Here is a 13,746-nt window from a genome sequence, read left to right on the forward strand (position 1 = left end):
AGGCCGGTGCAAGCGCAGCGCCGCCCGGCAACGGGTATCCGGCGCCATGCGCCACGTTTTGCCCGGTGGCGGCTGCGCCTTACCGGGCCTGCAATCTCCACAGAAGGGGAAAGAACGTAGGCCGGTGCAAGCGCAGCGCCGCCCGGCAATGAGCATCCGGCGCGACGCCATGTACGGCTTAAAAATCCATCTTCACCGTGAACTGTACCTCACGCGGATCGCCAATCTGATTGCCGAGGTTATTGGTGCCGATGGAAGAGGTGTAATAGGTCTTATCAAACAGATTCTTCACATTCACCTGCAGCGTCACCGGATACTGCAGCTTCATCTTATAGGCGGCAAACACGTCCGCCACCGCATAGCCCGGTAGATAATAATCCGCGCCGTTGGTGCCGGAGCGCTTGCTGAGCGCATGGCCGCCGCCGCCCACCGTCAGGGTGTTGCTGTTATAGACGTTATGAATGTCATAGGTCAGGAACAGCGAACCGGTATGTTTTGGTACGTTTGGCAGCGGTTTCCCCGCGTAATCCGGATCTTCCAGCACTTTGGCGTCGGTGTAGCCGTAGCTGGCGATCACGCTGAGGTTATCGGTGATGGACCCCGCCAGATCCACTTCCACGCCCTGGGAACGCACCTTGCCCGCGGTTTTGGCCACCGTCTCATCGCCAATGCTCTCGGTGTACAGCACATTGCGCTTATGAATATCAAACAGCGCGATATTGGCGGTAATGCCCTCCAGCAGGTCGAATTTGGCGCCCACTTCGTAGGAGGTGGATTCTTCCGGCGGCAGCTCGCCGATATAGCTGGCGATCGACGACTGCGGCATAAACGACTGGGCGACGTTGGCGAACAGGGAGACGTTCGGCGTCACCTTGTAGACCAGGCCGGCCTTTGGCGTCCATTTCTCATCGCGGCTGTCGGTATTGACGTTAAACGGTCGGCCTTTACCGGCGTACTGGGTGTAGTACTGGTAGCGCACGCCAGCGACCGCGATCCAGTTGTCAGTCAGGTACAGCGCGTCCTGCACATAAGCGGCATAGCTCTCCTGCTGGATCCGCTGGTCGCTGTCGGACGCGGAGACGGTATTACAGGTGTCGAGGGTGCCATAGACCGGATGATAGATGTTAAAGCCTTTGACGTTCTTGCAGCGCAGCATATCGGTGCGCAGCAGATCGTAATTCTCATAGGCGACGCCGGTCAGCAGTTCGTTATAAAAGCCGCCCACCACCACGTTGCCCTGCAGGTCAGCGCGGGTGGAGTGCATCTTCTGCGTTGAACCGTGGGTACCGTCGACCCGGCGGGTGAGGTTGCCGGTCGCCGAATCATAGGCCATTACCCGCGCCTGGTTATCGTTATAGTGATCCTGGCTGTAGCTGTAATCGAAGCGCGCGGTCCAGGCGTCGTTAAGGCGATACTCGGCGTTGAGCTGGGCGAGGTCGGAATAGCCATCGGTAATATTAAACGCTTCATCGAAGCGGGTTTTGCGATCGACGTTCACCGCATGGCCGGTATTCAGATCGAAAATAGTGCCGCGGTCAAAGGGCGCGCTGTAGTCGCGGTGCGAATAGGACGCGGTCACCGTCGCCCGGTCGCCAAACCAGGTCAGGGAAGGGGCGATAAAGCGGCTTTTGTTTTTACCGAAATTGCGCCAGTAATCTTCATTCTGATATTCCCCAATCAGCCGGTACGCCAGATTTGTGCCTTCGATGGGGCCGGTGATGTCGACGCTGCCGGTGCCGCCGCCAAAGCTGGTGGAGGTCGCGGAAACCGAACCGGAGAACTGCCGCTCCGGACGTTTGGTGATGACGTTGATCAGCCCGCCGGGGTCGAGGATACCGTACAGCGTCGAAGCTGGCCCCTTCAGGACTTCCACCCGTTCGGTGGCGGCGTTAAAGCTGCGCGGCAGAACAGTGCGCAGACCGTTGGTCATGATTGAGCCGTCGCGGTTAGCGCCGAAGCCGCGGCGGGTAAAGGCGTCCTGGGTGCCGCCGAGGGTGTTGGTTTGCACCACGTTGGCGACGTTATACAGCGCCTCGTCGAGCGAGGTGGCGTGCTGATCTTCGAGAACCCGGTCGCTGACGGTATTCACCACCTGCGGAATATCCAGCAGCGGCATCGAGGTCAGCGTCGCGGTAGAGGAGCTGAGCGGTTGATAGCCGCTGGTGGCGCTCTGCTGGGCGCCGTCGGCCACCACGGTGATGGTCTCTTCCGCGTCGTTGTTACCTTTCGCCGCGTTATTTTCCGCGGCCATTAATCCCGGTGAGGCTAAAAAAAGAAGCGAAAAAAGCGCCCGCCCTTGCAACGAGGTGAAGGCGACATGGGGTTGAGTCATTATCTTTTTCTCGTGAACGAATCTGCCTTTGCGGTCAGATAAAGCCAATAAAATCATTGCCCTGAATAATAAAAACACGCGATTTAGCGTCTGAACGCGCCTTTATGTGTGTAATTGAGAATCATTCAACCATGAAGGAATGTAGTAGTAAACGTTATATAAGATAAAAAATCAGCGGCGGGGAACAGGGCGTTTTAAACACCTCCATCAGGGAATGTCATGTGGTTATCTCTTTGATATTATTTTATTTTGATTCTATTGCGTTGGCGCGGCTTCGCTGTAGTCATCGTCCGCGCCTGAAGACGATGGCGACTATTGACTACTACATTCATCCCCGTCATGATCAAAAGAGAATGAGATTTATTTTGATTTGACTGCAGAATGTCCAGCCATCGCCTGGAACGCTGCGGCGCAGGAGCGAGTTATGCCACAGCGGGTGACACCTGCAGAGCAGGGGATCGTACTGGATGCCCTGTCGGCCGGCTACGGCCAGACCCTGATCGTTGACGACATCAACCTGACCATCCCCACCGGCAAAATGACGGTGCTGGCCGGGGCGAACGGATCCGGCAAATCCACGCTGCTGTCGACCATCGCCAGGATGCTGAAACCGCTCGGCGGCTGCGTGCGTCTGGACGGGCAAGCCATTCATCAGATGCCGACGAAGGCCGTCTCGCGCCAGCTCGGCATCCTGCCGCAATCGCCGCTGACGCCGGAAGGGTTAACGGTTTTCGAACTGGTCTCGCGCGGTCGCTTCCCGTGGCAGGGGCTGATGCGCCAGTGGTCCGACGCCGATGAGCTGGCGGTGGAAGAGGCGCTGCGCTTAACGGGCACCCGCGAGTTCGCTCATCTGCCGGTGGACAGCCTCTCCGGCGGCCAGCGTCAGCGCTGCTGGATCGCCATGGCGCTGGCCCAGCAAACGGCGACCATTCTGCTGGATGAACCGACCACCTGGCTCGACCTGCGCTATCAGGTCGATATTCTCGAACTGCTACAGACCCTGACCCGCGATCATGGCCGCACGGTGGTGACGGTGCTCCATGATCTTAACTTTGCCGTCAACTATGCCGATCTGCTGGTATTCCTTAAACAGGGGCGCATCGCCGGCACGATTAGCGACGGTGAAGTCTGTAGCCCTGAGCTGATTAAACGCGTGTTTGATGTTGACGTGCAGATGTCGATTAACCCGCAAACCGGCAAACCGTTCTTTATGCCGTTTCGCGCCCGCCAGGCGGCGGCACAATGAGCGTGGTTAGCCTGCATCCCGCGCGGCGGCGCGCCCGTCCCCGGCTGGCGCTGCTCCTGCTTACGCTGCTGCTTATTGCCGGCTCGCTGGTGCATCTTGGCCTGGGCGCCCGCTGGATCGCCCCGCAGACGGTGGTGCAGGCGCTGCTGGAGTACAACCCGCGTAACTTCGATCAGCGGATAATCGTCGAACTGCGCCTGGTGCGGCTGGCGGCGGCGCTGCTGACCGGCGCGGCGCTCGGCGTCGCCGGGCTGCTGTTGCAGACGGTGATCCGCAACCCGCTGGGCGAGCCGCATATCCTCGGCCTTAACGCCGGCGCGTCGCTGGCGGTGGTGGCGACCTCTGCGCTGGGGCTCTCCTTCGGCGCTTTCCCCGCCGCGCGGCCGCTGACCGCCGCCTGCGGCGCGGCGCTGCTGTTCGGCGGGGTGATGGCGCTGGCCTCTGCCGGTCGCGGCGGAGCGACGCCGCTGCGCATCACGCTGTGCGGGGTAGCGCTGTCGGCGTTTGCGTCGGCGGTGACGGCGGCGATATTAATTCTCGATGAACAAACGCTGCTGGCGATGCGCACCTGGCTGGCGGGCGATCTGGCCGGGCTGAACTGGAGCACGCTGCGGACGGCGCTGGTCCCGGCGCTGATCGGCCTTGGCGTTGCGCTGTTCCTTGCCCCGCGCCTCAACGTGCTGGCGCTGGGGGATAAGGTAGCGCTGGGCCTCGGCGTGAACCTCATCCAGACCCGGCTGCTGGGCCTGCTGGCGATTGCGCTGCTCTGCGGCGCGGCGGTGGCGGTGGCCGGGCCGATCGGCTTCGTCGGGCTGGTGGTGCCGCACGTGGTGCGTCGTCTGGTGACGGAAGATATCCGCCTGGCGCTGCCACTGGCGGCGCCGGTGGGGGCGCTGGTGCTGCTCCTGGCGGATATCGCCGCCCGGACGCTGGTCGCCCCTCAGGAGCTGGCCACCGGGGCGATGACCGCCCTGGTGGGCGCGCCGCTGTTTATCTTTATCGCCGCGAGGTTTTTTAAATGATGCGCGCCGTCCATCGGGCCGGCTTTCGGCCGCTGGTTTTCGCTTCCCGCCAGCTGCTGCTGCGCCCGGCGGCGCTTAACATTGCCGCCTTAATGCTGCTGATGCTGCTGGCGCTGGGGCTGTACAGCCTCAGCCGCGGCAGCTATCCACTGCCCGCGTCGACGCTGGCGCGGGCCCTGCTGGCGCCGCAGGAGATTGGCGAGCAGCCGCGCTTTATTCTGTTTGATATCCGCCTGCCGCGGATCCTGATGGCGCTGCTGTGCGGGGCTATGCTGGGGCTGGCCGGCGCGGCGATGCAGAGCATCACCCGCAACGGGCTGGCCGACCCGGGGCTGATCGGCGTCAAAGAGGGGGCCAGCATCGTGGTCCTGGCGCTGGTGCTGTTTTTCCCGGCGGTAGGCCTGGTCTGGCGGCCGCTGGCGGGAATGGTCGGCGGCGTGGCGGTGGCCCTGCTGGTCCTGACGCTGGCGCGCGATTGCTCGCGACCGCGCTTTATTTTAATTGGCGTCGGCGTCTCCTGGACCCTGGCGGCGGCGGTCGGCATCTTTATGACCACCGCCGACGTTCGCGACGTGCAGACGGCGATGATCTGGCTGGCGGGCAGCCTGCAGGCCGCCACCTGGCCGCTGCTGGCGGTGGCCTTTTGCTGGGCGCTGCCCGGGGCCATCATCCTGTTCTGTACCGCCCGGGCGGCGGACGCGGCGCTGCTGGGCGACCGGACCGCCATCGGCCTTGGGGTGCGTCTGCAGCAGCTCACGCTGCTGCGCTTTTTCGCCCCGGTGCTGCTGACCTCGGCCAGTGTCTCCTGCGTCGGCAGCCTGGGCTTTGTTGGCCTGATGGCGCCGCATATGGCGCGTTTTGTGCTGCGCGGCGGCCAGGTATCGCTGCTGAGCGGAAGCGCGCTGATTGGCGCCTTGCTGGTGCTGGTGACCGATACCCTTGGCCGGCTGGCGTTTGCGCCGCTGCAGATCCCGGCGGGGATTGTTATTGCCCTGGTGGGCTGCCCGTTTTTTGTTGTCTTGCTCTGGCGTCGCCGCGATGCCCTTTAACCAGGAAGGTATTATGCGTTGGTTCGTCTCATTGCTGCTGTTGCTGACGGGGGCCGTCAGCGCCGCCGACCCACAAACTCAGACTTTTACCGATGATTTAGGCCGCACGGTCACCGTCCCGCTCCATCCGCAGCGTATCGTTTCGATGCACGATCTCGACATTACCATTCCGCTGATTGAGCTCGGGGCGCCGCCCATCGCCAGCCACGGCCGGACGCGGCCGGACGGCAGCCACTATCTGCGCTCCAGCGCCCAGCTCACCGGCGTCGATTTCGACAATAGCGATATCCGCTTTATTGGCACCGCCGATATCGATCTGGAAGCGGTGGCCGCCGCCAGGCCGGATCTGATCATCACCGAGCCCAGCCGTCACGTGTCGGTGGAGCAGCTGGAGAAGATTGCCCCGACGGTGAGCATCGACCATCTGCAGGGCAGCGCCCCGGAGATTTACCGCAAGCTGGCGCAGCTGACCGGCACCCAGCCGCGGCTGGCGATCCTCGAGCGCCGCTATCAGGAGCAAATCAAGCAGCTGAAAGCGATGGTCAACCCGTCGCAGTACAGCGTCTCGGTGATCCAGGCGAACAACGGCAAGGTCACGGTGCATCATTCTTACCACGCGCTGGGCCGGGTGCTGCGCGACGCCGGGTTCCGCTTTCCGCCGTTGATTGAGCGGATCCCCGACGGCCAGCGAATTGACGTCAGCGCGGAACAACTGCCGGAGCTGGACGCCGATTTTGTCTTCGCCACCTGGCGGTCGGATACCGGCGGTAAGCCGCAGGATGAGCTGCAGGCGATGGAAGGGGTGATGCCCGGCTGGTGCGACTTTATGCGCGCCTGCCGCACCGGGCGCTATATTTTGCTGCCGCGGGAGGAGGTGATCTCCAACTCCTACGCCGCGCTCTCTCTGATGGTGGCCCAGGTGCAGTCGCATATTGCCGGCAGGCCGATCCCGGCGGTGGCCAAATGAAAAGCGCGGTAAAAAAAGAGAAGGGGCGGGTCGACCTGTTCGGCGAACGCTATCGCGCCCGGGCGCATCAGCTCTCTCCCCGCCTGCGGGCCGTGGTCAGCTATATCAACGACAACCGCGAGGTGGTGCTGGAGCAGACGGCGATGGAGATCGCCACCGCGACCCAGACCTCTGACGCCACGGTGGTCCGCGCTATCCAGGCGCTGGGCTTCGCCGGGCTGCGCGAGCTTAAGCAGACTATGGAGCGCTGGTTCGGCACCTCGGTCACCTCGGCGGAAAAGATGCGCTCGACGGTCACTGCACTCGCCAGCGACGTCAATTCCAGTATTGATTTTGTGCTTGAAGGGCACCAGCGGGTCTGCGAGGTCCTGTCGCGGGCCGACAATCGCGCGGCGGTGGCCCAGGCGGTGGCGTTGCTCAGCGACGCGCGCCAGGTGGGGATCTTCGGCATCGGCGCCTCGGGGATCCTCGCCGAGTACACCGCCCGGCTGTTCAGCCGCATTGGCCTGCCGGCTTACGTGATGAACCGCACGGGCTTTAGCCTCGCCGAACAGCTTATCGGCCTGCAGCGCGGCGATGTGCTGATCATGATGGGGCAAAAATCCCCCCATCGCGAAGGGATGACCACCCTGCGCGAGGCGAAACGGCTGGGAATTCCGACCATCCTGCTGACCCAGGCGGTGGACTCGCGCTTCAGCCAGGAGGCACAGGTGGTGATCGACGTCCCGCGCGGCGGGGACAGTAGCCGGATGCCGCTGCACGGCACGGTGCTGGTCTGTCTGGAGATGATTGTCCTGTCGGTGGCCTCGACCACGCCACAAAAAACGGTGAAATCCCTGAAGCGAATCAACGACCTGCACCGGGCCATCGGTAAATCCGGCGGTAAACGGGCCAGTTGATAAGATAATTCACCAGCGGGAAGGTTTCCGGTTGCATACAAAAGTAAGTGTGTGTATTTTTATGCAAAATAAATGCATAAAAAGGATATCTCATGGTTAAGAATTTGCTCAAAGCGTGTTTCATGATGGCCGCGCTGACGGCAGCCGGACAGGCGGCTGCGGAAACCTACACCGTCGGCTCCGGCGGCACCTACCGGCCATTTGAATTTGAAAACAGCCAGAAACAGCTGGAAGGTTTTGATATCGACATCATCAAAGCCATCGCCAAAGCCGAAGGCTTTGACGTCAAACTGGTCAATACCCCATGGGAAGGCATCTTCGCCACGCTGAACACCGGCGACCGCGACATCATCATCTCCGGGATCACCATCACCGATAAACGCAAACAGATGGTCGATTTCTCCGCGCCGTACTTCCCGGCCGAGCAGTCTATCGTCGTCGCCCAGGATTCGCAGGTCGATTCCCTGGCGGCCCTGAAAAACGAGAAGGTCGGGGTGGTGAACTCCAGCACCGGCGATATCGTGGTCTCTGAGGTACTGGGCAAAAACAGCACGGCGATCAAGCGCTTCGACAATACCCCCCTGATGCTCCAGGAGCTGTTCGAGGACGGCGTCAGCGCCGCGGTGGGTGACGTCGGGGTGGTGAAGTACTACATCAAACAGCACCCGGAGAAGCAGTTCAAGCTGGTGCCGGATGCCAAATTTGAACGCCAGTATTTCGGTATCGCGGTGGCGAAAGGCAACAGCGAACTGCTGGGCAAAATCAACGCCGGTCTGCAGAAGATTGTTGCCGACGGAACTTACGCCAAAATCTATAAAACCTGGTTCGACGACAACGTGCCGACGCTGCCAGCGCAATAACCCACCTTTTTCAGTGACCACGGCTATCGCCCAGGCGATAGCCGTATTTTTTAGGGAAGGACTATGACGGGATTCCGTTGGGAGATCATCGAGGAGTACGGCCCGCTGTTTGTGGACGGCGCCCTGATGACGATTAAATGTACCATTATCTGCGTAATCCTCGGGACGCTGTGGGGGTTAACCCTCGGTCTCGGACGGATGGCGAAGGCCGAGCACGGGCCATGGAAATATATTCTCCGCTACCTGGTGCAGTTTCCGGTGCGCTTTTACGTTAGCGCCTTCCGCGGTACGCCGCTGTTCGTGCAGATCATGGTGGTGCACTTTGCGCTGGTGCCGCTGTTTATTAACCCGCGCGATGGCCTGCTGGTGACCAGCGGCCTGATGAGCGCCGACTTTGCCCGCGAGCTGCGCGCCAGCTACGGGGCGTTCCTCTCCTGCATTGTGGCGATCACCCTTAACGCTGGCGCCTATGTGTCGGAGATTTTCCGCGCCGGCATCCAGTCGATCGACAAAGGGCAGATGGAGGCCTCCCGCGCGCTGGGCATGCCGTGGTGGAAAACCATGCGCAAGGTGATCCTGCCCCAGGCGTTTCGCCGCATTCTGCCGCCGCTGGGCAACAACGCCATCGCCATAGTCAAAGACTCGTCGCTGGCCTCGGCGATAGGCCTGGCCGATCTGGCCTACGCCGCGCGCACCGTCTCCGGCGCCTACGCCACCTACTGGGAACCCTACCTGACCATCTCCCTGGTCTACTGGGTGATCACCTTCCTGCTGGCGCAGCTGGTTAACCGTCTGGAAAAGAGGTTTGGCAAAAGTGATTCACATTAATAACTTACATAAGCGCTTCGGCGACAGCCACGTGCTGCGCGGCATCAGCTGCGACATTAAACCGCAGGAAGTGGTGTGCATCATCGGCCCCTCCGGCTCGGGGAAAAGTACCTTTCTGCGCTGTATGAACGCCCTCGAGACGGTCAGCGAAGGCGAGGTGGTGGTCAACGGCTTTGCCGCCCTCGACCGCACTACCGACCTCAACAAGATGCGCGAAAGCGTCGGCATGGTGTTCCAGCGCTTTAACCTGTTCCCGCACATGACGGTGCTGGAAAACCTGATTATGGCGCCGATGAATCTGCGCAATATGCCGCGCCAGCAGGCGGTCGACCTGGCGGAAGCCTTGCTGGCGAAGGTGGGCTTAAGCGATAAGCGCGACGCCTGGCCCTCGAGCCTGTCCGGCGGCCAGCAGCAGCGCGTCGCGATTGCCCGCGCGCTGGCGATGAAGCCGTCGATAATGCTGTTCGATGAGCCCACCTCGGCGCTGGATCCTGAGCTGGTGGGCGACGTACTGGAGGTGATGAAAAACCTTGCCAGCGAGGGGATGACCATGGTGATCGTGACCCACGAAATGGGCTTTGCCCGCGAAGTGGCCGACCGGGTGATCTTCATCGACCAGGGCGTGATTCAGGAAGAGGGCAAGCCGGGGCAGATCTTTAGCGCGCCGACCAACCCGCGCACCGCCGCGTTCCTCAGCAAGGTGCTGTAAACCGGGCGGGCTGGCGCCAGGCCAGCCCAGCCCACACTCAGCGGGCTGGGGAGCGTGAGGGAGTGTAGGCTGCTTTTAGCGTGGTTGGGGAAGGTGTGGGAGTCAGGGTGGGGCAGAGTTGGCCCAGGAGCGGACCATATCGGCCATTGACATGGTTAACGCCCCGATACACGTGATTTATCCGCCTCGACATTTACGCTGACATTTAATCTTTTGGCTTCCATCGTTATCATTTTTTGCGCAATCGCCATGTCCCCACCGTGCACCCGGTCTATCAACGTCTGGACGATTGTCATCATCAAAAAAGGCTGATTGGCAGGATAAAACTCTGTCATATCAATGCCATGCTCCGCAAGTTCCTGGTGTGCGGCTTTTTCTGTTTGTTCAACAATATTAGCGACTTCCGCAGTCATTTTATCGATATGCTTGAAGACAACGCGATTGATAAAGTCAATTTGCTCAGGCGTGAAATTCTTTTCCATCCGGACTTACCTTTGAGTATTTTAAGTATCCTGAAGCATATCATACCCTGACCAGAGGCGACGGGACCACTGGACGCCTGAAGCTATGCCTGAACATTACAGAGGTTATTACGGTAATCCTTTCTTTGTTGTCGAAATGCCCGATGGCGGATTGGTGGCAACGGGGTATCTGGATCTTACCGGGGAAGCGTAGAAGCGATTAAAAGAGGGCTGAAACAGTCAACCCTGACCTCAACACCCAATGCGCAAACCTTCTACGAAAAGCATGGCTTTATGTTTATCAGGAAAGTAAATATCCATCAAGACTTGCCCAGACAGATGTACGCGGTATGGACATGTCTATTGCACTATAAATTTGAGTTTCCTGTTGCCTTTCAATGTCAACCCTTCGCTCAGCGCTGAAACTCACCAAAGCCACCATCGCCTGGATTTTCTGCCACCGGTCAAAGCGAGTGCGTGGTCCCATTTTTTTAGAATGGCCGTTTCGCCCGCGAAGGAGAGCTTTTGCTCCAAATGGAAATACCGAAATGGCCTTAAGCGACCGGGAATATTTCACCTTATGATGTGAGCGATCCCACTGTTTTTTACCTTGTTATGTTCTGCTTTAATCATTCACAGAAGTGCCATCAGCTTTTAAACTCCACAACGCCTGTCTTCTGTTAAACATTTATCCCGAAAGACCGGTTTCCTGTTCCTGTCGGGCATACACCACCAGCCGCAGGTGTCGGTCTTCATCAACGGTCAGTGAGGTGAATTCGAAAGGGACGGGCTGCTCGTCGACCAGTCAATGACGGACACCATGGCACGGGACCTGCACCTGATGTTGCCGCCACCATAATTTAAACGCTGGCGAGATCCGTTCCAGATCGTTGACCAGTTCAGGAATGTCGGTACTTTGGCTGGCGCGGGTAAAATCCCGGCGAAAGCTGGACAACATCAGCGGCGCCTGTTGCTCCCAGTCAACGATACGCGCCTGCAGGACTGGTCTGCTGGCTGTTGTGGATGATGCAAAAATCGCCACGAATACCGAGATAAACGGCGTTTATCCCTTAACGTCCGGGTCAAACTTAACCGCGAATATGCAGGGTGAGAAATGAGGCTCACCGCGCATAATAAACAAACGCCAGCTTATTGCCGTCGGGATCGCGGACGTAGGCGCTGTGAAAGCCGTCGCCATACTGCGGTCGGTGACCGGGCGCGCCTTCGTCACGCCCGCCGAGTTGCAGGGCGAGGGCATGCAGTTCCGCAATATGTTCGACGGAGCGAGCGTTAAGCGCCACCATCGTTCCATTGCCCACCCCGGCAGGCTGCTGATCAAAGGGGACGCCCACGCACAGCCCGCAGGTCTGGTTGCCGTTGAAGGTGCCCCATGAGGCGCCTTGTTCGTTACGGCCGGCTTTGGCGTGCCCCAACAATGCCATTAACGGGTCATAGAACTCGATGGCGCGTGGTAGATCGTTCGTTCCCAGCATAATGTATGAAAACATAGTGTCCTCCTGTAGCGGCAAAAAGGTGACTCTCGCCCGCTTACTGCGTGAAGCGGATGGCAACAGACCCGGCGCTGCGCACAGCCTCGCCATGGTACACCGCCTCAATATTATTCCCCTGCGGATCCAGCACAAAAGCGGCATAGTAACCAGGATGATAGTGTCGTTCGCCAGGCGCGCCGTTATCGCGGCCGCCATGGGTCAGCGCTGCATGGTAAAAAGCGTCCACCATGTCGCGATCTCTGGCCTGGAACGCCAGATGGTGGCGCCCTGTCAGTTTCCCGGCGGCCTCCGGGCTGTGGCGTGAGGCCACCACCAGTTCGTCAGCCAGCAAGTATTCATTGGCGGTGGCGATCGCCGGGATCTCCAGCGCCGACAGTACGGCGGTATAGAAGTTTTTGCTTGCCTCAAAGTCTTCGACAACCAGCAGAATATGATCGATCAATCTGCCACGATGTAAGGTATTGCTTTCCATAGGATTTCCTCCTGGCAGGGGGGCCGGCAATGGTTAACAGCAGTGAGCCAGCAAAAACAGGATACCCTCCGGTAAGGGCCATAAAAAAGGCTGGCGCCAGGCCAGCCCGTCAGGACTACTGCGCGGACTCCGTCGCTTCGTCCATGTCCTCTTCCTGCTCGCTGGCGAGCAGGGTTTTCTCGTTTTTACACAGACACTGGATCAGCAGGAACAGCCCGCCGCTGGCCACCAGGGTGGCGATCAGGCCATCGTAGCCGGTGATGCCGATCAGCATGCCGCTGACTACCGGTCCGGCGACGCTGCCGGCGGACCAGAAAAAGCCGAACAGGGCGTTAATCATAATCAGCTTCTGCCCGCTAAAGGTTTTCCCCGCCCGCACCAGCGACAGAGTATACAGCGCCCCCGCCGCGGCGCCCAGCAGCAGACAAATGGCCATCAGCTGAATGCGTGAGCCGAGCATCAGCGGCAGGGCCAGCAGCGACAGGCTGAAGACCACCGCGCAGGCCAGATGCACGCGGCGAATGCCGACCCGGTCGGCCAGCCAGCCGAGCGGGGTCTGGAACATCGCATCCCCGGTAAGCACCACGGTCACCAGCAGCACCGCCATTCCTTCATTAAGCCCCTTGTCCATGCCGTACAGCGGCAGCAGGGCGAGGATGCTGGCGTCGAAGGAGGCGAAGCAGAAGACCCCGGAGGCCAGTACCGGCAGGAAGGCGCCGAGGCTGCGCCAGCTGGCGCGCTCCCCAAGGCTTTCTCGGGTGCCGGTGGGCAGATGGCGCAGCATCAGCAGGCAGACGGCGGTGACCGCGACGATCGCCATCAGCGCCGAGGCCTGCCAGGCGGGGCCGACGGAGATCAGCAGCGGCCCGGCCAGCTGGCAGCCGGTAAAGGCCGAGGCGTAGATGCCGGTGAGGGTGGCGCGCTGGCTGCCCGCCGCGCCGCCGGTGATCCAGCTTTCGCCCAGTACGATAATGACCCCGGAGGCCAGGCCGGTCAGCAGGCGCGGCAGCAGAAGCAGCGTCATATCGGTGGTCATGCATGAGGCGATGGTCGCCAGCGCCAGCAGGATCAGACTGCCGCTCAGCAGCACGCCCATTTCAACGCGCCGGCACAGCGCAGGAGAGAGGAAAGAGGAGATCATCATACCGGCGGGCGGCAGGGCGGCCAGCAGGCCGACGTACAGCGGCGCAACCTGCTGCTGCGCCAGCTCAAGACTGATTAACGGCACCGTATAGCCGGTGATAAATCCCACGAGCGACGCGGCCATGATCATCGCCAGCGTGGGGGCAAGACGATTCTGGTCTGGGTTAAACATTTTATTTCCGATGACGGAGAGGTCAGTAGTGGATCCTTCGGCAAATTGCCGTCCTGAGTTGCATAATAATTAATC

At 60.5% G+C, this 13,746-nt stretch carries 12 protein-coding genes and 2 pseudogenes; 8 read left to right on the plus strand and 6 right to left on the minus strand.

The genetic code is table 11. The annotated features are described in order from the left end of the window. Window positions 1-178: 178 nt before the first annotated feature. Window positions 179-2,251 (minus strand): TonB-dependent siderophore receptor, encoded by a 2,073-nt coding sequence (locus ACOI7Z_RS21905; protein WP_087849308.1) that lies wholly within the window; start codon window positions 2,249-2,251, stop codon window positions 179-181. Between the two features lie 505 nt (window positions 2,252-2,756). Here ACOI7Z_RS21905 and ACOI7Z_RS21910 point away from each other — a divergent pair. From ACOI7Z_RS21910 to ACOI7Z_RS21945, 8 genes and pseudogenes are all read left to right on the plus strand, one after another. After that, window positions 2,757-3,578, plus strand: coding sequence for an ABC transporter ATP-binding protein (locus ACOI7Z_RS21910; RefSeq protein WP_065881379.1), 822 nt, complete (start codon window positions 2,757-2,759; stop codon window positions 3,576-3,578). After that, a complete protein-coding gene (locus ACOI7Z_RS21915; RefSeq protein WP_087849307.1) occupies window positions 3,575-4,600 on the plus strand; it encodes a FecCD family ABC transporter permease in 1,026 nt (341 codons plus the stop codon). The genes ACOI7Z_RS21910 and ACOI7Z_RS21915 overlap by 4 nt, the downstream gene beginning before the upstream one ends. Beyond that, window positions 4,597-5,649: a FecCD family ABC transporter permease gene (locus ACOI7Z_RS21920; RefSeq protein ID WP_048297701.1), complete on the plus strand. Its 1,053-nt coding sequence runs from the start codon at window positions 4,597-4,599 to the stop codon at window positions 5,647-5,649. The genes ACOI7Z_RS21915 and ACOI7Z_RS21920 overlap by 4 nt, the downstream gene beginning before the upstream one ends. After that, window positions 5,639-6,616 carry an ABC transporter substrate-binding protein gene (locus tag ACOI7Z_RS21925; RefSeq protein ID WP_072413321.1) on the plus strand — a complete coding sequence of 326 codons (978 nt, stop codon included), beginning with the start codon at window positions 5,639-5,641 and terminating at the stop codon, window positions 6,614-6,616. Before ACOI7Z_RS21920 ends, ACOI7Z_RS21925 begins: the two co-directional genes overlap by 11 nt. Further along, window positions 6,582-7,515 (plus strand): annotated as a pseudogene (locus ACOI7Z_RS21930) (MurR/RpiR family transcriptional regulator). Before ACOI7Z_RS21925 ends, ACOI7Z_RS21930 begins: the two are co-directional and overlap by 35 nt. 92 nt (window positions 7,516-7,607) lie before the next feature. After that, on the plus strand, window positions 7,608-8,375 hold the full coding sequence (locus ACOI7Z_RS21935; protein ID WP_008804504.1) for a basic amino acid ABC transporter substrate-binding protein: 768 nt from the start codon (window positions 7,608-7,610) through the stop codon (window positions 8,373-8,375). 63 nt (window positions 8,376-8,438) lie between these two features. Further along, complete coding sequence (locus tag ACOI7Z_RS21940; protein ID WP_004151161.1) at window positions 8,439-9,203, plus strand: amino acid ABC transporter permease; 765 nt, start codon at window positions 8,439-8,441, stop codon at window positions 9,201-9,203. After that, window positions 9,190-9,912, plus strand: a complete 723-nt coding sequence (locus ACOI7Z_RS21945) for an amino acid ABC transporter ATP-binding protein (RefSeq protein WP_087849339.1) — start codon at window positions 9,190-9,192, stop codon at window positions 9,910-9,912. The genes ACOI7Z_RS21940 and ACOI7Z_RS21945 overlap by 14 nt, the downstream gene beginning before the upstream one ends. Window positions 9,913-10,067: 155 nt before the next feature. Here the strand turns inward: ACOI7Z_RS21945 and ACOI7Z_RS21950 are convergent, their stop codons facing one another. From ACOI7Z_RS21950 to ACOI7Z_RS21970, 5 genes and pseudogenes are all read right to left on the minus strand, one after another. After that, a complete protein-coding gene (locus ACOI7Z_RS21950; RefSeq protein ID WP_087849306.1) occupies window positions 10,068-10,394 on the minus strand; it encodes a nitroreductase in 327 nt (108 codons plus the stop codon). A 667-nt stretch (window positions 10,395-11,061) separates the two neighbouring features. After that, window positions 11,062-11,379 (minus strand): annotated as a pseudogene (locus ACOI7Z_RS21955) (transcriptional regulator); the annotation flags it as partial. A gap of 115 nt (window positions 11,380-11,494) precedes the next feature. Beyond that, window positions 11,495-11,881 carry a VOC family protein gene (locus tag ACOI7Z_RS21960; RefSeq protein ID WP_086075655.1) on the minus strand — a complete coding sequence of 129 codons (387 nt, stop codon included), beginning with the start codon at window positions 11,879-11,881 and terminating at the stop codon, window positions 11,495-11,497. A 40-nt stretch (window positions 11,882-11,921) separates the two neighbouring features. Then, on the minus strand, window positions 11,922-12,356 hold the full coding sequence (locus tag ACOI7Z_RS21965; RefSeq protein WP_087849305.1) for a VOC family protein: 435 nt from the start codon (window positions 12,354-12,356) through the stop codon (window positions 11,922-11,924). Window positions 12,357-12,471: 115 nt separating this feature from the next. After that, window positions 12,472-13,671, minus strand: a complete 1,200-nt coding sequence (locus ACOI7Z_RS21970; RefSeq protein WP_137916246.1) for an MFS transporter — start codon at window positions 13,669-13,671, stop codon at window positions 12,472-12,474. Window positions 13,672-13,746: the final 75 nt, after the last annotated feature.

Source organism: Klebsiella sp. C283 (genome assembly GCF_048822555.1).
GTDB lineage: Bacteria > Pseudomonadota > Gammaproteobacteria > Enterobacterales > Enterobacteriaceae > Klebsiella > Klebsiella quasipneumoniae.